Below are 19,688 nucleotides of genomic sequence, written 5' to 3' on the forward strand. Positions count from 1 at the left end.
CATAACCGCCAAACTCAATCAACCAACTCAAGGGACGAACCAGTCTGCCGCTAGCAGCGTCGCCGCCCTCGTTGTGGGGGCTATATAGGGGCGGCCCCTCGTACCTGTCAACAGTGACGGCGAAGTTTTTTGATGTTTTTTTGACAGCTTTCCACAAGCCGTCGGATTTCCACGTATTTACCTTATATTATAGCGCGCTTGATGCACCATGCGCAGTTGGGAGGGCCATAAACCGGCCTCATTACCCAAATAGTTTCCGCGATACTTTCAAAACTGGCAATAAGCCACGGCTTGCGAGCCACTGTGGAAATCCTGGTCCGGCAGGCTTGTCGTTGACTTACGTTTCTTCGACAGGCAAAACTCACATGCCCGTTTGGGAGCCTTCCGACAGGATGGAAGACACCTTAGCACCGGATTGGCGGCTCATCCGCTTTTCCGACAAACGATTTCAAGCACGTTTCGTGCAGTCAGTTTTTTGAAGAAGGGCCGGCTATAGCAGTATGAAAGAGATGCGGCCGAACAATCTCGATCCGGGTGACGAGCCCCCGCTCAGCGTAGGCGGACGGCGGCGGCCGCCTGATCGTCGCGAAGTTTCCGCCCGCTGGCTCGCCGGTACGTTTCTGACCGGCGTTACATCTTGCATGCTGATCGGCGTCGCTTTGTTTGCTGCACTCGACGGGCGCGAACAGTTGGCCACGCCGCCTGAAATTCTTGCCCGGAACGACATGCCTGGTGTGATCGACGACGCCGCCATTATAAAGGGTGGGCGCATTGTCAGCACCGTTTCCCAGCAAAAGGCACGAGACCGGCGCCGCTTTGATCTCTCTACCATGCAGAAAGTGGGCGAGCGTGAAGTCATCCGGACGCGACCGTTCGAATTTGTTCGCATGGCTCTGGCTGTCGATCATCCAACCAACCGCAAATATCCGGCGTTCAATGCCCTGACCGTGTTCTCGGAGGGACCAGCGGCTCCGCAACCTACCGATGCCGGTCAGATTTACGGCGCGAAGGTCGAAAGTGAAGTCAGCCTGCAGGTCGTCGACTTTCCGATGAACAGCACAACCTTCGACGCTTCCAGCGACCTTACCGTCGACGAGGTCGAAAAGGTCGTGCGTGATACTGGCGGTCTACTGACTGACGGTGACGTGCAGGTAGCCTCGCTTCATTATGTCGATCCTGCCCGTTTCGGCGGTACGGATTCTCCGTTCGCACTTGGCCCGGCGCTCGGTGTGAAGATTACTCAGGAGAATGTCAGTGTCGCACAGCGCGGCGATGACGAAACGGTCGGCGAAGGCTTTTCGGAAGAATTGATCCCGTTCCGTCAGACAGCCGAAATCGCGCAGGCGCTCGAAGATGCCGGCTATACGGGCAACGATGCCGGGAACATGGCCGATTCGCTCACCAAGCTGATGAACTCGCCCCGCCTCAAGGAAGGCAGCGTTCTGCGTGTCGGCACCGAGACCCGGGATGGCGTTGACCGTATCGTGCGAGCAAGCATCTATAATCGCACCACCCATCTGGTGACGGTCGCGCTCAACGACCGCGGACAGTATATTCCGTCAGACGAGCCGGAGCAGACCCCGCTCCTGCAGACCGCTTTCGATGGCAATGCCCTGCCGACGGCAATTCGGGGCAATCTTCCCAGCGTCTATGACGGGATCAGCCGGGCTGCACTTGCCTACGGCATGTCGGAGACAATGCGCGAACAGCTCATCAAGATGCTCGCAAGCGATGTCGACCTGCAATCGCGACTTTCACCGAGCGACCAGATCGACGCCTTCTTCTCGCTGCCGGACGATCCCGACAAGCCGGAAGCCGATTCGCAGCTTCTTTACATTGCCGCTAATTTCGGTGGAACAACCCGCAAATTCTATCGCTATCAGGCTCCGGACGGCAGCGTCGACTACTTCAATGGCGACGGCAAGAGCGCGAAACAGTTCCTCCTCCGCAATCCGGTTCCCAATGGTGTCTTCCGCTCACCGTTTGGCATGCGCCGCCATCCAATCCTCGGCTATAGCCGCATGCATACCGGCGTGGACTGGGCCGCACCGCGCGGCACGCCGATCATCGCTTCCGGTAATGGCGTGGTGGAAAAGGCAGGCTGGACCAATGGTTATGGCAACCAGACCTTGCTTCGCCACGCCAATGGTTATGTGAGCAGCTACAATCACCAGAACGCAATCGCTCGCGGTGTTACAGCCGGTGCACGTGTCCGGCAGGGACAGGTGATTGGCTATGTGGGATCGACAGGTCTGTCGACCGGTCCTCATCTTCACTACGAGCTGATTGTGAACGGCACCAAGGTCGATCCTCTACGCATCCGCCTTCCGGACAATAAGGCACTTTCCGGCAAGGAGCTCGAAGCCTTCAAGCAGGAACGGGACCGCATCGATACGCTTTTGAACAGCGATGAAAACGGCACCAAGCTTGCCTCGAACGGATCGACCAAGAGCTGATAAAGAAAAGGCCGGGCGAAAAACTCCCGGCTTTTTATTTGAAGGATGTCGTTCGACTTACTCAGCGAACTCGACTGTTACGCCGGCCTTCACCAGCTTTGCCAGCTCTTCGGCATCCCAGTTGGTCAATCGCACACAGCCATGGCTCGACGTCTTGCCGATTCTCGATGGCTCCGGCGTGCCGTGAATACCGTAGGTAGGCTTTGAAAGCGCAATCCAGACCGTTCCCACTGGCCCGTTCGGTCCAGGCGGAATGGTCAGCACCTTGTCGTTATTACCCTGCTTGAAGTTGATCTTCGGATTATAGGTGTAATTCGGATTGATCGCGATGCGCTCGACCTGAACGATTCCGGATGGTGAAGGATTGTCCGACGAGCCGATGGTCGAGGGATAGGCGACGACCAGCTTGCCGGTTTCATCATAGCCGCGAACCTGCTTGCGCCCCTTGTCGGCAATGATACGAGCCACCTTGGTCCGGACAGGCTTGCCGAGATTGGGGATCTTCACAACCGAGCCGGGCTGGTTGAAGTTCACGCCGGGATTGATCTCTTTCAGATAGGTCTCGTCGATATGAAACTTTTCGCCGAGCATTTCGGTGACCGATGTATAGGCCATCGCTGGGAGCTGCGCCTTATGGGCGTAATCCTCTGGGATTGAGGCAACATATTGCCGTCCAACATCCTCATTGGTGATTGTGTATTCCGAGAAGGCCGGACCGCCTGTCGCTTCCAGCTCCGCATTGACCGCCGCCTCGTCCGTCGGACTGATCGACTTTCCGGTCAGTTCGCCGTAGGCCGCAGCCGCCTTGTCGACATTGCTACCCGAACGACCGTCGATGACGCCAGGCGATGCACCCACGCGATCGAGGAGTATTTGATAGGCTGCGATCTTCGCCTTTGCGCCCTGCCCCTTCGGCATTTCGATGGCCGGAGCCATATCGCCCGGATTGGGAACACCTCTTGGCTGTTCATAACCCGGCTGGCCATAATCCTGCTGGCCGTCATAGCCGGGATTGGCACTGGCTGAATTGGTATTGGTATTGTCGGGATATTGATCGCCTGCTGGCGGCAGTTCCGATCGCTGCACCTGTCCATCCCGGTTGCCGCCATATTGCGGTGCTGCCGGAGCGTCCGGATAATAATTCGGGTCCTCGGGCACATTGCCGAAACCGTCATAGGGTGCACCACCGTCGACCGGTCCATCGAGCGTCCAGTTGTCGTCTGGCTGCGGTGCACGGCGAACCCGACGGTCATAGGCGTTCGGGTCATAATTATTGGCATCCTCGACACTGAGAATACGCCCGCGACGATCCATGGTAACGCGGCGGCCATACTGGTCGATAAAGACCCGCACCCGGCGATCATGATAGATTTCTTCACCTGGATCATAAAGCTGCGCAAGCTGTACCGGGCGTTCGGTAGCCGTTGCAGAATTGCCTTCCTCTGCGCGCGCTTTACCGTCGACGGCGGTTACCGCGACGGAAGCAAACAAAGCGAAACGAAGCATGCGTGTGGAATGCGCCATGAAGAATGCCCTGGGTGATCGAGAGATCATGGATGCCGCGAATATGGTTAATAACTGATTAGCTGATAACAGCAGATGCCAGATGAACTGGACATGAAAATGGCCGACATCGGAGGAAATCTGGAAAACTTGTCAGGCCAGACATGAAAAAGGCGCCGCAACCTATCCGGTTGCGACGCCCAAAGCCTTCAACTCATGCTCATTCAAGCGTTCTCGTCGACCTTCTGGCCTTCGTCCTCAAGTGCACCGCGAATCGGACGGAAGTTGAGCCTGTCCGAACCAGCAGTAATCTTGACGATGGAGCCATCCAGAATATCGCCCAGAAGAATGCGCTCAGCGAGCGGATCCTGAACTTCCTTCTGAATGACACGCTTCAACGGACGTGCACCATAAGCCGGGTCGTAGCCCTTGTTGGCCAACCATTCGCGTGCATCTTCTTCAAGCTGCAATGCGATCTTGCGATCGCTCAGAAGCACCTGAAGACGCTGCATCTGAATATCGACAATCACACCCATATCTTCGCGGCGCAGCCGGTGGAACAGGATGATTTCATCGACACGGTTCAGGAATTCTGGACGGAAGGCGGCACGCACCACGCCCATCACTTCATCACGAACCGATTCGACATCGTCCTTCTCGCCAAGATTGACGAGATATTCGGCACCGAGATTCGAGGTCATGATGATGACCGTATTACGGAAATCGACCGTGCGGCCCTGCCCGTCGGTCAGGCGTCCGTCATCCAGTACCTGCAACAGCACGTTGAACACATCAGGATGCGCCTTTTCGATCTCATCGAACAGGATCACTTGATACGGCCTGCGGCGCACGGCCTCCGTCAGAACACCGCCTTCTTCGTAGCCGACATAGCCGGGAGGTGCGCCGATCAGCCGGCTCACGGAATGCTTTTCCATGAATTCCGACATGTCGATACGCACCATGGCCGTGTCGTCTTGGAACAGGAACGAAGCCAATGCCTTGGTCAGTTCCGTCTTGCCAACGCCCGTGGGGCCCAGGAAGATAAACGAACCGATAGGCCTGTTGGGATCCTGAAGCCCGGCACGTGCGCGGCGAACGGCCTTCGAGATGGCCTGCACTGCCTCGCCCTGCCCGACGACCCGCTTCGCCAGTTCGTCTTCCATACGCAACAGCTTCTCACGCTCGCCCTCCAGCATCCGGTCGACCGGAATACCGGTCCAGCGAGAGATGATCTGCGCCACGTGGTCAGGTGTAACGGTTTCCTCCAGCAGAGAACCCTTGTTTTCCTGGCTTTCCGCTTCGACAAGCTGCTTTTCAAGCTGCGGAATCTTGCCATAGGCAAGTTCACCCGCCTTCTGGAACTCCCCGCTACGTTGAGCGATGGCGAGAGCATTGCGCGCCTCTTCGAGCTGACGCTTGAGATCGGCGGCAAGTCCAAGCTTCTGCTTTTCAGCCTGCCACTTCGAGGTCAATTCCGCCGATTCTTCTTCCAGATCGATCAGTTCTTTTTCAAGACGCTGCAGACGATCCTTGGACGCCGTATCGGTTTCAACCTTCAGCGCTTCGCGCTCGATTTTGAGCTGCATCACGCGGCGATCGATTTCGTCCAGTTCTTCCGGCTTGGAATCCACCTGCATGCGCAGGCGCGATGCGGCCTCATCGACAAGATCAATCGCCTTGTCCGGCAGGAATCGGTCGGTGATGTAGCGATTCGACAGGGTTGCCGCAGCAACCAGAGCAGAATCCGAAACACGCACCTTGTGGTGCTGCTCGTATTTTTCCTTCAGGCCGCGCAAAATCGAAATCGTATCCTCGACGGTCGGTTCATCGACAAATACCGGCTGAAAACGACGTGCAAGCGCTGCGTCCTTCTCGACATACTTGCGGTATTCCTCCAGCGTCGTTGCGCCGACGCAGTGCAGTTCGCCACGTGCAAGGGCCGGCTTCAACAGGTTCGAAGCATCCATCGCGCCATCGGATTTGCCTGCACCGACAAGCGTGTGCATTTCATCGATGAAGAGGATGATCTGGCCGGCAGCCGTCTGCACTTCCGAAAGCACCGCTTTCAGACGTTCTTCGAACTCGCCGCGATATTTGGCACCGGCAATCAGCGCGCCCATGTCGAGCGCCATCAATTGCTTGTCCTTCAAGGATTCAGGCACGTCGCCATTGACGATGCGAAGCGCCAGACCTTCCGCGATTGCGGTCTTGCCGACGCCCGGCTCACCGATCAGAACCGGATTATTCTTGGTGCGACGCGACAGAACCTGAATCGTGCGGCGGATTTCCTCGTCGCGACCGATCACGGGGTCAAGTTTGCCTGCGCGCGCATCCTCAGTCAGATCGCGGGCATATTTCTTCAACGCATCATAGTTGCTTTCAGCGGACGCCGAATCGGCTGTACGACCCTTACGCATATCGTTGATGACCTTGTTCAGCGCCGTCGGGGTCACACCGGCAGCGGAAAGAATTTCAGACGTCTTTGCAGATTTTTCCATCGCCAGCGCCGTCAGAAGGCGCTCGACGGTGACGAAGCTGTCACCTGCCTTGCTGGCAAGCTCCTCGGCAAGCGAGAAAACCTTGGCAAGCGGTTGCGAAAGATAAAGCTGGTCGTTGCCGCCCGACACTTTGGGCAGCTTTTCGAGCGCGTTCTGCAGGCCGATACGCACATCAGCAATCCGTCCGCCTGCGCGTTCGATCAAAGACGTGGCAAGTCCTTCGTCATCATCGACGAGAACCTTCAGCACGTGTTCCGGCGTGAATTGCTGGTTGCCAGATGACAGCGCGAAAGTCTGTGCAGACTGGATAAAGCCCCGGACACGCTCCGTATATTTTTCAATGTTCATAAATGTCTCCTTTGCCTTCCGGCCCGTCATGCAGCGCCAGAAGATGTATGGTGACGAAGCCCCCGCAATGGGCGGGCTCCTTTTCCAGTACAGCATATGGGACCATCGCCGGGTTTCGGCAAGGGTCACATGCACTTGCAAAACCAAATAAAAATGGCGCGGAAACCGCGCCATTTTGAAGTCGATACGAAGATACGAAGTTATGCGTCAGAATTCACTGGTTCCGTTGCTGGCGTCTCGTCACCACTATCCTTGGCAGCGCGGCGCGGGCGACCCGGACGGCGCGTGGCGCGGCGTGGTGCTGCTTCGTCGGTAGGAGCAGCATCGGCAACAGGAGCGGCCTCGACAGCCACCGGTGCTGCCTGCTCGGGAACAACCTCAGCCGGAGCAGAAACATCTTCAGCCACCGGCTGAGCTTGCTTTTCCTGCGGCTGTTCGTCGGAACGCTCGTCGGCGTTAAAACGCTCGCGCTGCGGACGGCGGCCGCGACCAAGACGACGATCACGATTGTCGCGTTCGCGCGGCTGCTGGCGACCTTCGCCGGACTTTACCGGCTCGCCGCCATCTTCACCATAGACAACTTCAGCGGGCGTGCCTTCGATAACCGGCTGCGGGCCGGAACCGTTGACAGGCTGCGGCTGCGTTGCGACAGGCGAGAAGCTTGCTTCCTCGTCTTCCGCACCGTCATCGTCGAAAGTTTCCTCGCGCTGGAACGGCACCGGATTCTGCGCCATGGCAGCCATGATGATGCGATTGTAATGTTCAGCGTGCTGAAGATAGTTTTCTGCTATCACGCGATCGCCAGATGCCTGTGCGTCTCGCGCAAGTGCTGAGTATTTTTCTGCAATATGTTGCGCATTGCCACGGATCTTCACATCCGGACCATTGCTTTCGTAATTGCGCGACAGAGGATTGGGGCCCTTGCGGTTGTTGTTGTTATTATTGTTATTGTTATTGCCCCGTCCGCGCATGCGCCTGTTCTGCTGTGCTGGCCTCATATTCATCTCTTTTCAGATTAAAGGGCGTAGAAACTCCCAGCCAAAAAAGCTGCCGGTTTCACGCTATCGAGCCATGGAGGAAGTACGCCCTAAAAACTTCCCACAAATCGACTGCTCCTGAGTTAGGTACACCTCTGCAGGTCACCGAAACTCCGCGGTTGCATTAATGCATAACCATTCCGAAAAGCTTGCTCTTCGAGATTATGCTTGAAAGTCGTGTACTTCCGCACAAGCCATCCCCAAAGAACCCTCCGGGGAGCATGACCAAAAATCGTCATGGAGCATTTCCGCCACCGCCCATCAGCGGGCAAAACCATTCTGGCTGTATACGGTGGCCGGAAACTAAACGGCTTCGCCGCAAATTCCAAGTGTTTTTTAGCGGTTCACCGCATCAAAATTGCATATTCGATTTGTGCGCGAAAAGCATGGCCCTTCTGTGGCCACCAAGATCACTCGCTTGTCCCGCGAGAGAAAAACCTGCGCTTTCAAACAGCGCTTCAACATCCTGGAATTGTCCGGCGCCAATTTCCACGGCAACCATTCCATTCCTATATAGGTGATCTGCTGCCTTCTGCGCAAGGGCCCTGTAAAAATTCAGTCCGTCAGTGCCGCCATCAAGTGCGGCAAGCGGATCGTGTTCGCGCACTTCGCGCGACAATCCCGCTATGTCTTCATGCGGAATATAGGGCGGGTTTGAGACAATGAGATGAAACCGCCCGCACACATTTTCGAACCAGTCGCTTCTGAGCGTCGCAAAGCGGTCGCCCACCCCATTGGCGGTTGCATTGATTCGCGCCATCGCAAGCGCACCTTCCGCCATATCGAGACCGATGCCGTGCGCGCTCTCGAAGTGGTGCAAAAGCGAGATGATGATAGCGCCCGTTCCTGTCCCCATATCGAGCAGTTCAAGCGTGCTCGTCTTTGCGGCGAGTGCTTCCAAAGTCGGAATGACCAGCTCCACCAGCACTTCCGTATCGGGACGCGGTTCAAGCGTCTCTGCAGAAAGCCGAAAAGGCAGGCCGAAAAAATCGCGAACACCCATGATCCGGTGAACCGGCTCGCCCTTTACGCGCCGATCCAGCGCATCGTATAGGTTCTCGACGGCCTCAGAATCTATCAGTTGCTCAGGCGCGGAAATCAGATCGAGCCGCGTTTTGCCCGTCGCCCATTCGACCAGAAGCCTCGCGTCGAGATCGGGTGTATCGAGCCCCACGTCCCGAAGCTGCTTCCGGGCGGCGCTCATCAGTATGTCGAGGCGTTCGCCGCTCACGCTCAGGCGCCCAGCTCGGTTAGGAGTGCGGTCTGGTGATCGGAAATCAGCGCATCGACCAGTTCGTCCAGATCGCCTTCCATAACCCGGTCGAGCTTGTAGAGCGTCAGGTTGATGCGATGATCGGTGACACGTCCCTGCGGAAAATTATAAGTGCGGATACGCTCGGAGCGGTCGCCCGATCCAACCTGGCTGCGCCGCGATTCCGAACGTTCGGTATCCGCCTTCTGGCGCTCCATGTCGTAGAGGCGCGCGCGCAAAATCTGCATGGCGCGGGCGCGGTTCTGGTGCTGGGATTTTTCAGCCTGAACGACCATGATGCCGGTCGGAATATGGGTAATACGCACGGCCGAGTCGGTCGTATTGACGTGCTGGCCCCCTGCGCCCGAGGCCCGCATCGTATCGATGCGGATATCTTCGTTGCGGATCTCGATATCGATATCTTCTGCTTCAGGCAAAACCGCGACGGTTGCAGCCGAGGTGTGAATACGGCCACCCGCTTCCGTTTCAGGCACACGCTGCACACGGTGCACACCCGATTCGAACTTGAGCTTGGAGAACACGCCCTTGCCGGAAACTGTGGCGATGATTTCCTTGTAACCACCGGCATCGCCTTCGCTGGCCGAGACCAGCTCGACACGCCAGCCTTTTTCGGCGGCATAGCGCTCATACATGCGGAAGAGATCGCCCGCGAAAAGGGCTGCTTCCAGCCCCCCCGTACCGGCACGAATTTCGAGAATAGCGTTCTTCTCGTCAGCAGCGTCTTTCGGCAAGAGCAGAATCTGGACTTCCTGCTCAAGCGTCTCGATGCGCTTTTCGACTTCCGGCAGCTCTTCCAGCGCCAGTGCGCGCATCTCGGCATCGTTGGTTGCATCGTCACGCATGGCCGCCAGATCGATTGCTTCCTTGCGGGCGTCGGTCAATTCGCGAATCTTGCCAACCACCTCCTGAAGCTCGGAATATTCCGATGCGAGCTTCACATAGGTTTCCGAATCCGGATTGTTGGCCATCTGGCTTTCGATCATCGAGAACCGCTTCAAGAGCTGGTCCATCCGGTCCTGCGGCAATGCAATCATGTCATGTCCTAAAAATTGTCAGCGGCGTGCAAGAATACAAAACGAGACGCCGTGCAAACCTGCACCGCGACCGTCCCGTCAGGTCAATCTGCTTCGCTATAACGGAATATCGTTGTCTTCGGCAAATCTCATCAGCATTTCGCGTAGTGAATGCGCGCTGTTCGGCTTGTCCAGTTCTTCCGCCAGCAAGGCTGTGAGCTTGCCTGCATCCAGCGCGTCGAGCATGGCCTTGACCGGGCCGATTGCCGCCGCCGACATCGAGATCGAGCGAAAACCGATACCCACCAGCGCCATGGCAGGAAGCGGCCGGCTGGCCATTTCACCGCACAAGGTGACCGACTTGCCGTGACGATTGCCGGTTTCCACAATGAAGCGCAACGCACGCAGGAATGCGGGAGAAAGCTGGTCGAAACGGCCCGACATCAACGAATTACCGCGATCGGTCGCCATCAGGAACTGGAAAAGATCATTCGAGCCGACGGAGATGAAATCGACGAGCGACATCAGTTCCTCGAGCTGCCAAAGCAGCGACGGCACCTCGATCATCGCTCCCAGTTTCAGACACATGGGCAACTGATGAGCGAACCGCGACAAATGACGGACCTCACGATCGATGATCTCGCGCGCGGCCTTCACTTCGCTGACTTCCGTGATCATCGGCAGCAGGATTTTCAACTCACGGCCGCCCGCCGCCTTCAAAAGCGCCCTTAGCTGGGTGCGCAGCAGCCCCGGACGGTCGAGCGTCAGCCGGATGGCCCGCCAGCCGAGTGCCGGATTTTCTTCCTGTACCGTCGAACTGAAATAAGGGAGAACCTTGTCTCCACCGATATCCAGCGTCCGGAAAGTCACCGGCTTGTCACCTGCAGCCTCGATAACTGAGCGATAGAGGCGCTCCTGCTGCTCGGCACGCGGAAATGTCGAAGCGACCATGAACTGAAGTTCAGTGCGAAAGAGGCCGATCCCCGCCGCACCGGACGCCGACAATTGCGGCAGATCGACAAGAAGCCCTGCATTCATCAGAAGCGAGATATCGACGCCGTCCTTCGTGACGGATGGCTTGTCACGCAACTCACGGTAATGGGCCTGACGCCGCGCCCGGAACCGCACCTTTTCGGCATAGGCCGTTTCCAGATCGGATTGCGGACGCAGATGCATGATGCCTTCATCGCCATCGACAATTGCCGCATCGTTGTTTTCGGCCATGGATACAATGCCCTTGGCCTGGCCGACCACCGGAATACCCATCGCGCGGGCGACGATCACAACGTGGCTCGTGGCAGCGCCGTCTTCCAGAACGACACCGCGCAAGCGTTCGCGCGGATAATCCAGGAGTTCGGCAGCTCCCATGGAGCGGGCGACGATGATCGCATCCTTGGCCAGCGATTCGGCAATGGTCTTGATGTCGCGCCCCATGAGCTGGCGCAGCAGACGGTTCGCGAGATCGTCGAAATCCGACAGGCGCTCGCGCATATAGGGATCGGTCAGATGCACCATGCGCGCACGTGTGTCGCTCTGTACCTTTTCGACCGCCGCCTCGGCAGTCAGACCATTGTGAATGGCTTCTTCCAGGCGCCGCACCCAGCCGCGATCATGGGCAAACATGCGATAAGCTTCGAGTACTTCGCGATGCTCACCTTCTGCTGCCACATCGCGGCGCGACAGCATGTCATCGATGGAGATACGCAGGCTGCCCAGCGCTTCGTCGAGCCGGTTGAGTTCCGCCTGACTGTCCTCGTTGAAAAGATTGGTGACGACGATGCGCGGCTCATGCAACACCACATGGCCAAGGCCGATACCGTCGTTGAAAGCCTGTCCTGTCACGCTCATCGGGCGACCGAGATCGAGCTCTATGCCCGGACGTGCCAGACGCAAACCGTCACCGGTCGCGATGATTTCGGCAAGGACCATAGCCGTGGTTTCAAGTGCTTCAACCTCGTCTTCCCGATAAGCCCGCTTGGTCTTGTTCTGGACGACAAGAACGCCCAAAGTGCGGCCGGCGCGCAGAACGGGAACGCCGAGGAAGGAATTATAGGCTTCTTCACCCGTTTCCGGCAGATAGGCGAAGGCCGGATGGCTCTGGGCATCTGTCAAATTGAGGGGACGGGCACTCGCTGCAATCGTGCCGACCAGACCCTGACCGAGGCGAAGCTGGGCAAGATGGACAGCCTGCGGGTTGAGACCTTCAGTGGCATAGAGTTCGAGAACGCCATCGGCACGCAATATGTAGAAGGAGCAGACTTCCGCGACCATGTTCTGGGCGATTTCGCGAACGATCCGGTCGAGGCGCGCCTGCGGTTCCAGCGGCTCCGCCATCAATTCGCGCAACCGCTTGAGCAGTACGCGGGGACCGGTTGTCAGCTCACGCATGATCGTCGGGGGCTCCTTCACAATTGCTGACGTGCGTTCCGCCAGCCGATTCCCAATACCCGCCCGCGAAGCGTTACGCCAACCCCTTTGTGAGCATTTTTGACACGCGCGTCCAGAACAAATAGTCGCTGCTCGCAAAATGTTGCAGGGCCGCGCACCCTTTCGGATACGCGGCCCTGCATACAACTATGCTTCAAAACGGAATGTGAACCGGCTGGTTACTTGTCGAGGCCGTAGACCGCGTGCAACGTGCGCACGGCCAGTTCCGCATAAGGGCCGTCGATCAGGATCGAAATCTTGATTTCAGACGTCGTGATGGCGCGGATATTGATGCCCTTTTCGGCCAGCGCCTTGAAGGCCGTGGCCGCAACGCCCGCATGGCTGCGCATACCGATGCCGATGACCGAAATCTTGGCGAGGCCCGTTTCGGACTGGATGTTGTCGAAGCCGATTTCACCCTTGACCTTGTCCAGCACCTTCAGCGACTTGTCGACATCACCGGTCGGAATGGTGAAGGTCATGTCGGTCTTGGAGCCGTCTTCCGACACGTTCTGCACGATCATGTCGACATTGATATGCTCTTCGGCGAGCGGTCCGAAAATTGCTGCCGAAACGCCCGGCCTGTCGGCCACGCGCCGCAGCGAGATCTGAGCTTCATCCTTCGCAAAGGCGATACCTGTGACGACCTGCTGTTCCACGATTTCATCCTCGTCGCAAATAAGGGTGCCGGGCGGGTTGATCGGATCACCCATGCCCGGCGCATCTGGGTCCGTAAAGCTCGAGCGCACGAAAGTGCGCACCTTGTGCACCATGGCGAGTTCGACCGAACGCACCTGCAGAACCTTGGCACCGAGCGATGCCATTTCCAGCATTTCCTCGAAGGAAATCTTCGAAAGACGCTTCGCCTTCGGCTCCACGCGCGGGTCGGTGGTGTAGACGCCATCGACATCCGTATAGATATCGCAGCGATCAGCCTTCACACCGGCGGCGATGGCGACAGCAGACGTGTCCGAACCGCCGCGTCCGAGCGTTGCAACGCGGTTGTCAGGCCCAATGCCCTGGAAACCGGCAACGACGGCAACCTGTCCCATTTCCATGCGGCGGATGATTTCCGAACCGTCGATTTCCTGAATACGGGCCGCGCCATGGGCGTTGTCGGTCTTGATCGGGATCTGCCAGCCCTGCCACGAACGCGCATCGACGCCGATTGACTGAAGTGCAATTGCCAGAAGGCCGCTCGTTACCTGCTCGCCGGATGCGACGATGGTGTCATATTCACGGGCATCATAGAAAGGCGAGCTTGCACCGCAGACTTTCGGCATGTTCTGCACCCAGCCGACCAGTTCATTGGTCTTGCCGGACATGGCCGAAACGACGACGGCAACCTGATTGCCCGCCTCGACCTCGCGTTTGACGTGGCGCGCCACATTATAGATGCGTTCCAGATCAGCTACCGAAGTGCCGCCGAATTTCATCACGATGCGCGCCATTTAAGGTTACGTCCCGCTGTTTAGAAAAATTTCACTCTCACCTGCCCAAACCTTATATTGTTGCGACAGGCAAACCCGGGGTCACATAGCTAAAATGCCGCGCTTCCGCAAGGCCGCGATTCGTATCGGGCCACTTGAGAGCAAAATTGATTTGTTCCTTGACTTTGGAGTACTACCTTGAGAGCAGAACCGCACGCTTCCGCCGCTGGAGAATGAAATGACCGAGACCGCCCGTACCACCATCGACGCTTCGGAAATCGAGCATTTTTCGCGCATCGCTGCGGAATGGTGGAATCCGCAGGGCAAGTTCCGCCCGTTGCATAAATTCAATCCGACACGGCTTGCCTATATCAAGGAAAAAATCTGCGCCAAGTTCAACCGCGATCCGAACTCGCCGCGCCCATTCGAGGGCTTGCGCCTGCTTGATATCGGCTGCGGCGGCGGTCTTCTCTGCGAGCCAATGGCACGTCTTGGAGCAACGGTAATTGGTGCCGACGCCTCCACGACCAATATCGAAGTGGCAAAAATCCACGCCGCACAAAGCGGCGTCGAGATCGACTACCGTGCCACCACAGCGGAAGCATTGGCCGAAGCCGGTGAAAAATTCGACGTCGTGCTCAACATGGAAGTGGTCGAACACGTTTCCGATGTCGACCTGTTCATGTCCGCGACCAGCGAAATGGTTAAGCCCGGCGGACTGATGTTCGTTGCCACCATCAACCGCACGCTGAAGGCCTACGGTCTGGCAATCATCGGCGCGGAATATGTCTTGCGCTGGCTGCCGCGCGGCACGCATCAGTATGAAAAGCTGGTTCGCCCGGAAGAACTAGAATCCGCGCTTGCTAAAGGGGGCCTGCGCCTCATCGACAAGCTGGGCGTGACCTACAATCCGCTTGCCGATAGCTGGAGCCGCTCCCGCGACACCGATGTGAATTATATGGTGCTTGCCGAACGTCCGGTCTGATTCCATCAGCCTCTTTGCGCGCGCGTTGTCATGGCAACGCCTGCGCAGATGACCAGCGCCCCGATCCAGGTCAGCGGCGGATAGTGTTCGCCGAGAAACAGTGTTCCCGAAATAAGCCCCAGTGCCGCCGCGACATAGCCGATCTGGCTGAGATAGACCGGCCCGCCAACCGCCTGTAACCGAAAGAACAGGGCGAACATGCCCGCCGATGCGATCGACTGGGCCAATGCAGCCCATGGCGCGAACGCAAGAGTTTCAATCGGAAACTGACCGGTGAAGACGACTATCCCGATCAAGAGCATCAGTGCCGACGCCAGGTGGCTTCCCGCAGCAAGTTCGGTCGGATCGGAGTTTTTCGGCCAGTCCAGTGTGCGATAGACGTTGCCGATGGCCAAAAGCACTGGAATGAGCAATGCCGCAGCGATCCACAATGGATCGGCGGGCTTCCCCACTTCACCGCGCGTCATCGCCACCATTACCGCACCGATAAAACCGGCCGCTATACCGCCTATCCCGAGCGCATTGGGCCGCCGCAGCCCAAACCCCATCGACAAAACAAGCGTGATGACCGGCGACAATGTGTACATGATGCCGGTAAATCCAGCGCCAAGGCGCGGAATAGCGGAAAGAATGAGGAGATTGGGCAGCGCATAGGAGATGAACGCGGTGCAGATATAATAACGCAGCCGCCCGCCTGAAAAGCTGATCTTCTTTCCTTGCAGGAGAAGAACGGCAAAAAGAATGATACCGGCGCTTGCCGAGAACAGAAATGTCCAGATGGCAGGCGGGATACCTGACTGCGCAGCGATCTTGCCAAGCGGCAGGATGAGACCCAGCAAGGTACCGGTTGCGATCAGCAAAAAAGGCGCAGAATCCGTCAGTTTCATGCGCCTTGTCTCCTGTGTGGCAATCAGTTCTTGTCTTCTGGGAATACCGGCAACGGCAGAACGTCGACACCGTCTTCGAGCAGCGTTTGCACATCCTCGCGCGACGCTTCGCCGTAGATACCACGTGTTTCGGTCTCGCCGAAATGGATCTTCCGAGCTTCCTCGGCAAATTTGTCGCCCACATAATCTGCATTCTCTCGAACCTTGCGGCTCAATTCCCGCATTTCATCCAGTATCTGCTTCTGCGTGTCACCCAGCGTCATGGCAATATTTTTCCTTGCCACGGCTTGTCGAAACGGCTGGAGCCATCAGCGATTTCTGGACGGCTTGCGAATTGCACACCGGGCAAGCGACAAGCTTCCTTTCCGACTGACGGTCGAAATCGGCATTGTCGCGAAACCAGCCCTCGAATTCATGGCCCTGATCGCAATGAAGCGAAAAGCGGATCATGGAATTTACGCATCCTCTTTCTGTTTCGTCGAGCAAGTCCGGACATCGAACTCCCGCGCATTCTTCAGGTTCGGTATCTTGGCACGTGCAGCCGTGCTTTCCGCCACGTCGATGTCGGCCAGAATGACACCCGGTTCATCATGGTCGGCTTCGGCGAGAATTTTACCCCACGGCGAAACGATGATCGAGTGACCATAGGTTTCGCGTCCATCCTCATGCAGACCGCCCTGCGCGGCAGAGATCAGGAAGGCACCATTTTCGATGGCACGCGCACGCTGCAGGATATGCCAGTGAGCCTCGCCAGTCTGTTTCGTGAAGGCAGCCGGGCCGGTGATCACATTGGCGCCGGCAAGCGCCTGGGCACGGAACAATTGCGGAAAGCGGATATCGTAGCAGATCGCCATGCCGAAGTTTGCGAAAGGCAGTTCGGCAATAATGGTTTCCTTGCCCGGCTCATAGGTTGCCGATTCGCGCCAGCTTTCACCATTGTCGAGGTCGACATCGAACATATGGATCTTGTCATAGGTTACGAGCTTCTCACCTGAAGGCGTGAAAATTCCGGCGCGATTGGCAATCTTGCCGTCTCCGGCATCGATAGCGGTTGAACCGATATGCAGGAAGATGCCGTGTTTCGCGGCGAGTGCCGAAGCAGCCTTGAAAACAAGATCGTTGGCTTCGTCACGCAGGCTCGCCTTGAAGGCTGCACGATCACGCATCATCGCGCCAGTCATTTCCGGCGATTGCACATAGGCCGCGCCCTTCGCTGCCGCGTCAGCGACGAGTTTCTCCAGAGCCTCGATATTGCGGACAACATCTGTGCCGGAACGCATCTGTATTGCGGCAGCGCGGAACATGCTCATCGGTTTCTCCCCCTTTATATTCTAGGCCAATTCGCCAGTCTTGAGCAGGCCGTCCAGCTTGCCCTGATCGTCCAGCGCGAAAAGATCATCGCATCCGCCGACATGAACAGGCCCGACGAAAATCTGCGGGAAGGTGTTACGGCCCGAACGCTCTTGCATTTCAGCGCGCAATTCCGGCGATGCGCCTGCATCGATTTCATGAAAGGCAACACCCTTGCGGGTCAGAAGGTCCTTGGCCCGGCTGCAATAAGGGCAACCGGTGCGCGTGTAGATCGTTACATCAATCATCATAAACTCCAGTGTTTGACCACTATATAAGTGGCAAAAGCGCCGTCTGGAAGCCCCGAAGCTTTTCACGAGCTTGTGTAGCCCACTATCCGGTTCAATCCGGCAGCACCCGGCTGAAAGTCAGCACATCCACGCTTTTCGCGCCGCCGCGCAACAAAGCCCGCGTCACCGCCTTGACCGTAGCACCGGTCGTATAGACATCGTCGATGAGCAGAACCCGCCGCCCGCGAACATGAATCTCGTGTTCCTGCGGCACGCGAAACGCGCCGTCCACATTGCGCCTTCGTTCTTTTGTGCCAAGACCGATCTGCTGATCGGTCCGGCGTACACGCTTCACGCCTTGCGGCGCAAAGGGTTTCGATTCCAGTTTTGCAAGGGCACGGGCGAGTTCCGCCGACTGGTTGAAACGCCGTTGCCAAAACCGCCAGCGATGCAGAGGCACCGGAAGAATAACCTCGCATTCATCCAGCAGTTCACGACCCGCGCGCTGCATCCAGCGCGCCATCCACGGAGCGAGATCGGTCCGGTCATGAAACTTGAGCGAGACCACCATGCGCTGCGCCGCCCCGCGATGCAGGACTGCGGACCGGAGACGCCGGAAAGGCGGGGGATCGGCAATCGCTTCCGCACTCATGAAGTTCTCACCGAGGTCATGACTGAAAGGTATGCCAAGCACCTGACAGTAGGGCTTTTCTATAAAGCGCAGCTCCGGCCAGCATTTCGAACACAGCGTCCCTGGTTCGGATACATGCATCCGGCAGCCGATACAGGTCGGTGGAAACAACATATCCGCCGACGAGCGAACGGTCCTGCCAGCAAGCCGCCGCAGCCTGTCGCTAACCCCGCGCAAAAAGGTTTGATGCGTTCTATCGTCATCCGCCATTGCATTCGCCCCCGTTCGAATGCATCTATCCCCGCAACGATTGTACTGAACCTTGCTCGAAAGAGAAGACGAATTCCATGCCTGCGCCGATCGATGAAAACGCGATCTTTGATCGCGATCTCCTGCTCTCGTTTCGCCGCCGCGCCTTTGCGCGCGCTGAACCCGGTGCAGATTTCCTGTTGCAGCGCATTGCCGACGATCTCGCTGATCGCCTTGACGCCGTGGAGCGGCGTTTTCCGGTAGCCATTGATCTCGCGGGTCATACCGGCGGTGCTGCCGTCGCCATTGCACATTCCGGCAAAGCGGACCTGATTGTCCGCATCGAACGCGACAAGGACTTTTTGCGAGGCCCATTCCCAGCCATCGTCGGTGATGAGGAAATGCTACCGCTGAAACCTGGCAGTGCCGATCTTGTCGTGTCCCTGATGGCGCTTCACGCAACGAACGATACGCCGGGCACGATGGTGCAGATCGCCCGTGCCTTAAAGCCGGACGGATTGTTTCTGGCCGCCCTGAGCGGCAGCGGAACGCTTGGCGAACTGCGCGAAAGTCTTCTGCAGGCGGAAATCGAACTGACAGGCGGCGCTTCGCCACGTATTTTCCCCTTCCCCGACGTGCGCGATGTGGGCGGCCTCCTGCAGCGTGCGGGCTTCGCCCTGCCCGTAACCGACGTCGACAACATCACCGTTCGCTACGATTCGCTGTTCAACCTGATGGCCGACCTGCGCGCGATGGGCGTGCAGAACATCCTGCACGATCGTTCCCGAAAGCCGGTTTCGAAACGCCTTTTCCTGCGTGCGGCTGAAATCTATGCCGAACGGTTCTCTGATCCGGACGGACGCATCCGCGCCACGTTCTCCATCATCTGGCTATCGGGCTGGGCACCACATGAATCGCAGCAAAAGCCGCTGAAGCCCGGTTCGGCAAAAGCATCGCTCGCCGAAGCGCTCAAAAAAGCAGAAGAAAATTAATCAGCAATCGCCGTGATGGCTGCCGTTTGCCTCAATAATGCAAACGGAATTGGGGCTTGGCTGAAGCACGCTCTTGCGCACCGTATAGGTCTGGCCTGCTGCGTGCGGCTGGTTGCCGGTATCGCGCTTGATCGAACCGGTCATGGTGCGGTCAATCCCGTCCGGAAGCACCGACTGGGCTGCGACCTTGTTTGCCTGATCGTTGAGAACCGGCACAATAATGAGAGCCAGAGCGACAACGGCGGAGCCGAACAGCAGCACAACGCGCAGGATTCCGCGACCGGCCCCAAGACCGGTTTTGGTCAGCGACTTTGCCGTGTATTCATTGTGATCGGCGCTAAAATAATTGTTATCAAAACTCATGCTTCAAAACTCCGGG

Annotated in this window: 15 protein-coding genes and 1 pseudogene; 3 read left to right on the top strand and 13 right to left on the bottom strand. The window is 57.6% G+C overall.

Going from position 1 to position 19,688, the window contains the following annotated elements; translation table 11 throughout:
* Nucleotides 1-500: 500 nt before the first annotated feature.
* Entirely contained in the window at nucleotides 501-2,456 is a 1,956-nt protein-coding gene (locus tag FIB18_RS22615) for a M23 family metallopeptidase (RefSeq protein WP_140022977.1), read from the top strand.
* A gap of 57 nt (nucleotides 2,457-2,513) precedes the next feature.
* Here the strand turns inward: FIB18_RS22615 and FIB18_RS22620 are convergent, their stop codons facing one another.
* From FIB18_RS22620 to FIB18_RS22655, 7 genes are all read right to left on the bottom strand, one after another.
* The gene (locus FIB18_RS22620) at nucleotides 2,514-3,980 is read right to left on the bottom strand and encodes a L,D-transpeptidase (RefSeq protein ID WP_140022979.1); all 1,467 of its coding nucleotides are present in this window, start codon (nucleotides 3,978-3,980) and stop codon (nucleotides 2,514-2,516) included.
* Nucleotides 3,981-4,183: 203 nt separating this feature from the next.
* Nucleotides 4,184-6,805, bottom strand: coding sequence for an ATP-dependent chaperone ClpB (gene clpB / locus FIB18_RS22625; RefSeq protein ID WP_140022981.1), 2,622 nt, complete (start codon nucleotides 6,803-6,805; stop codon nucleotides 4,184-4,186).
* A gap of 200 nt (nucleotides 6,806-7,005) precedes the next feature.
* A complete protein-coding gene (locus FIB18_RS22630; protein WP_140022983.1) occupies nucleotides 7,006-7,803 on the bottom strand; it encodes a DUF4167 domain-containing protein in 798 nt (265 codons plus the stop codon).
* A gap of 391 nt (nucleotides 7,804-8,194) precedes the next feature.
* Nucleotides 8,195-9,046, bottom strand: coding sequence for a peptide chain release factor N(5)-glutamine methyltransferase (gene prmC, locus FIB18_RS22640; protein ID WP_140023040.1), 852 nt, complete (start codon nucleotides 9,044-9,046; stop codon nucleotides 8,195-8,197).
* A gap of 29 nt (nucleotides 9,047-9,075) precedes the next feature.
* Nucleotides 9,076-10,149, bottom strand: a complete 1,074-nt coding sequence (gene prfA / locus FIB18_RS22645; protein WP_140022985.1) for a peptide chain release factor 1 — start codon at nucleotides 10,147-10,149, stop codon at nucleotides 9,076-9,078.
* 96 nt (nucleotides 10,150-10,245) lie between these two features.
* Nucleotides 10,246-12,516, bottom strand: a complete 2,271-nt coding sequence (gene ptsP / locus FIB18_RS22650; protein WP_140022987.1) for a phosphoenolpyruvate--protein phosphotransferase — start codon at nucleotides 12,514-12,516, stop codon at nucleotides 10,246-10,248.
* Nucleotides 12,517-12,734: 218 nt separating this feature from the next.
* On the bottom strand, nucleotides 12,735-14,006 hold the full coding sequence (locus tag FIB18_RS22655) for an aspartate kinase (RefSeq protein ID WP_140022989.1): 1,272 nt from the start codon (nucleotides 14,004-14,006) through the stop codon (nucleotides 12,735-12,737).
* Between the two features lie 217 nt (nucleotides 14,007-14,223).
* Here FIB18_RS22655 and ubiG point away from each other — a divergent pair, with 217 nt between their 5' ends.
* Entirely contained in the window at nucleotides 14,224-14,970 is a 747-nt protein-coding gene (gene ubiG, locus FIB18_RS22660) for a bifunctional 2-polyprenyl-6-hydroxyphenol methylase/3-demethylubiquinol 3-O-methyltransferase UbiG (protein WP_140022991.1), read from the top strand.
* Between the two features lie 5 nt (nucleotides 14,971-14,975).
* On the opposite strand, the gene FIB18_RS22665 is transcribed toward ubiG, so the two are convergent.
* The 5 genes and pseudogenes from FIB18_RS22665 to FIB18_RS22685 all read right to left on the bottom strand — a co-directional run bounded on the left by FIB18_RS22665 (nucleotide 14,976) and on the right by FIB18_RS22685 (nucleotide 18,338).
* On the bottom strand, nucleotides 14,976-15,857 hold the full coding sequence (locus FIB18_RS22665; RefSeq protein ID WP_140022993.1) for a DMT family transporter: 882 nt from the start codon (nucleotides 15,855-15,857) through the stop codon (nucleotides 14,976-14,978).
* Between the two features lie 23 nt (nucleotides 15,858-15,880).
* Nucleotides 15,881-16,307: pseudogene (locus FIB18_RS22670) on the bottom strand (DUF1178 family protein).
* A 5-nt stretch (nucleotides 16,308-16,312) separates the two neighbouring features.
* Entirely contained in the window at nucleotides 16,313-17,167 is an 855-nt protein-coding gene (locus FIB18_RS22675) for a carbon-nitrogen hydrolase family protein (RefSeq protein ID WP_140022995.1), read from the bottom strand.
* Between the two features lie 21 nt (nucleotides 17,168-17,188).
* On the bottom strand, nucleotides 17,189-17,455 hold the full coding sequence (grxC, locus tag FIB18_RS22680; protein ID WP_140022997.1) for a glutaredoxin 3: 267 nt from the start codon (nucleotides 17,453-17,455) through the stop codon (nucleotides 17,189-17,191).
* A 94-nt stretch (nucleotides 17,456-17,549) separates the two neighbouring features.
* A complete protein-coding gene (locus FIB18_RS22685; RefSeq protein WP_140023000.1) occupies nucleotides 17,550-18,338 on the bottom strand; it encodes a ComF family protein in 789 nt (262 codons plus the stop codon).
* Between the two features lie 77 nt (nucleotides 18,339-18,415).
* Between FIB18_RS22685 and FIB18_RS22690 the strand changes: the two genes are divergently transcribed.
* Entirely contained in the window at nucleotides 18,416-19,309 is an 894-nt protein-coding gene (locus tag FIB18_RS22690; RefSeq protein WP_140023002.1) for a methyltransferase domain-containing protein, read from the top strand.
* On the opposite strand, the gene FIB18_RS22695 is transcribed toward FIB18_RS22690, so the two are convergent.
* Entirely contained in the window at nucleotides 19,310-19,672 is a 363-nt protein-coding gene (locus FIB18_RS22695) for a hypothetical protein (protein WP_140023004.1), read from the bottom strand. It lies immediately after the preceding gene.
* Nucleotides 19,673-19,688: the final 16 nt, after the last annotated feature.

The sequence above is a fragment of the Brucella pecoris genome (genome assembly GCF_006376675.1).
Lineage (GTDB): Bacteria > Pseudomonadota > Alphaproteobacteria > Rhizobiales > Rhizobiaceae > Brucella > Brucella pecoris.

What these genes read in the sequence shown, in the direction of transcription:
- FIB18_RS22675 (WP_140022995.1), bottom strand. Translation starts at nt 17,167, where the DNA reads ATGAGCATGTTCCGCGCTGCCGCAATACAGATGCGTTCCGGCACAGAT.
- FIB18_RS22685 (WP_140023000.1), bottom strand. Translation starts at nt 18,338, where the DNA reads ATGGCGGATGACGATAGAACGCATCAAACCTTTTTGCGCGGGGTTAGC.
- grxC (WP_140022997.1), bottom strand. Translation starts at nt 17,455, where the DNA reads ATGATTGATGTAACGATCTACACGCGCACCGGTTGCCCTTATTGCAGC.
- prfA (WP_140022985.1), bottom strand. Translation starts at nt 10,149, where the DNA reads ATGATTGCATTGCCGCAGGACCGGATGGACCAGCTCTTGAAGCGGTTC.
- FIB18_RS22655 (WP_140022989.1), bottom strand. Translation starts at nt 14,006, where the DNA reads ATGGCGCGCATCGTGATGAAATTCGGCGGCACTTCGGTAGCTGATCTG.
- ptsP (WP_140022987.1), bottom strand. Translation starts at nt 12,516, where the DNA reads ATGCGTGAGCTGACAACCGGTCCCCGCGTACTGCTCAAGCGGTTGCGC.
- FIB18_RS22615 (WP_140022977.1), top strand. Translation starts at nt 501, where the DNA reads ATGAAAGAGATGCGGCCGAACAATCTCGATCCGGGTGACGAGCCCCCG.
- prmC (WP_140023040.1), bottom strand. Translation starts at nt 9,046, where the DNA reads ATGAGCGCCGCCCGGAAGCAGCTTCGGGACGTGGGGCTCGATACACCC.
- FIB18_RS22690 (WP_140023002.1), top strand. Translation starts at nt 18,416, where the DNA reads ATGCCTGCGCCGATCGATGAAAACGCGATCTTTGATCGCGATCTCCTG.
- FIB18_RS22630 (WP_140022983.1), bottom strand. Translation starts at nt 7,803, where the DNA reads ATGAGGCCAGCACAGCAGAACAGGCGCATGCGCGGACGGGGCAATAAC.
- FIB18_RS22620 (WP_140022979.1), bottom strand. Translation starts at nt 3,980, where the DNA reads ATGGCGCATTCCACACGCATGCTTCGTTTCGCTTTGTTTGCTTCCGTC.
- ubiG (WP_140022991.1), top strand. Translation starts at nt 14,224, where the DNA reads ATGACCGAGACCGCCCGTACCACCATCGACGCTTCGGAAATCGAGCAT.
- clpB (WP_140022981.1), bottom strand. Translation starts at nt 6,805, where the DNA reads ATGAACATTGAAAAATATACGGAGCGTGTCCGGGGCTTTATCCAGTCT.
- FIB18_RS22665 (WP_140022993.1), bottom strand. Translation starts at nt 15,857, where the DNA reads ATGAAACTGACGGATTCTGCGCCTTTTTTGCTGATCGCAACCGGTACC.
- FIB18_RS22695 (WP_140023004.1), bottom strand. Translation starts at nt 19,672, where the DNA reads ATGAGTTTTGATAACAATTATTTTAGCGCCGATCACAATGAATACACG.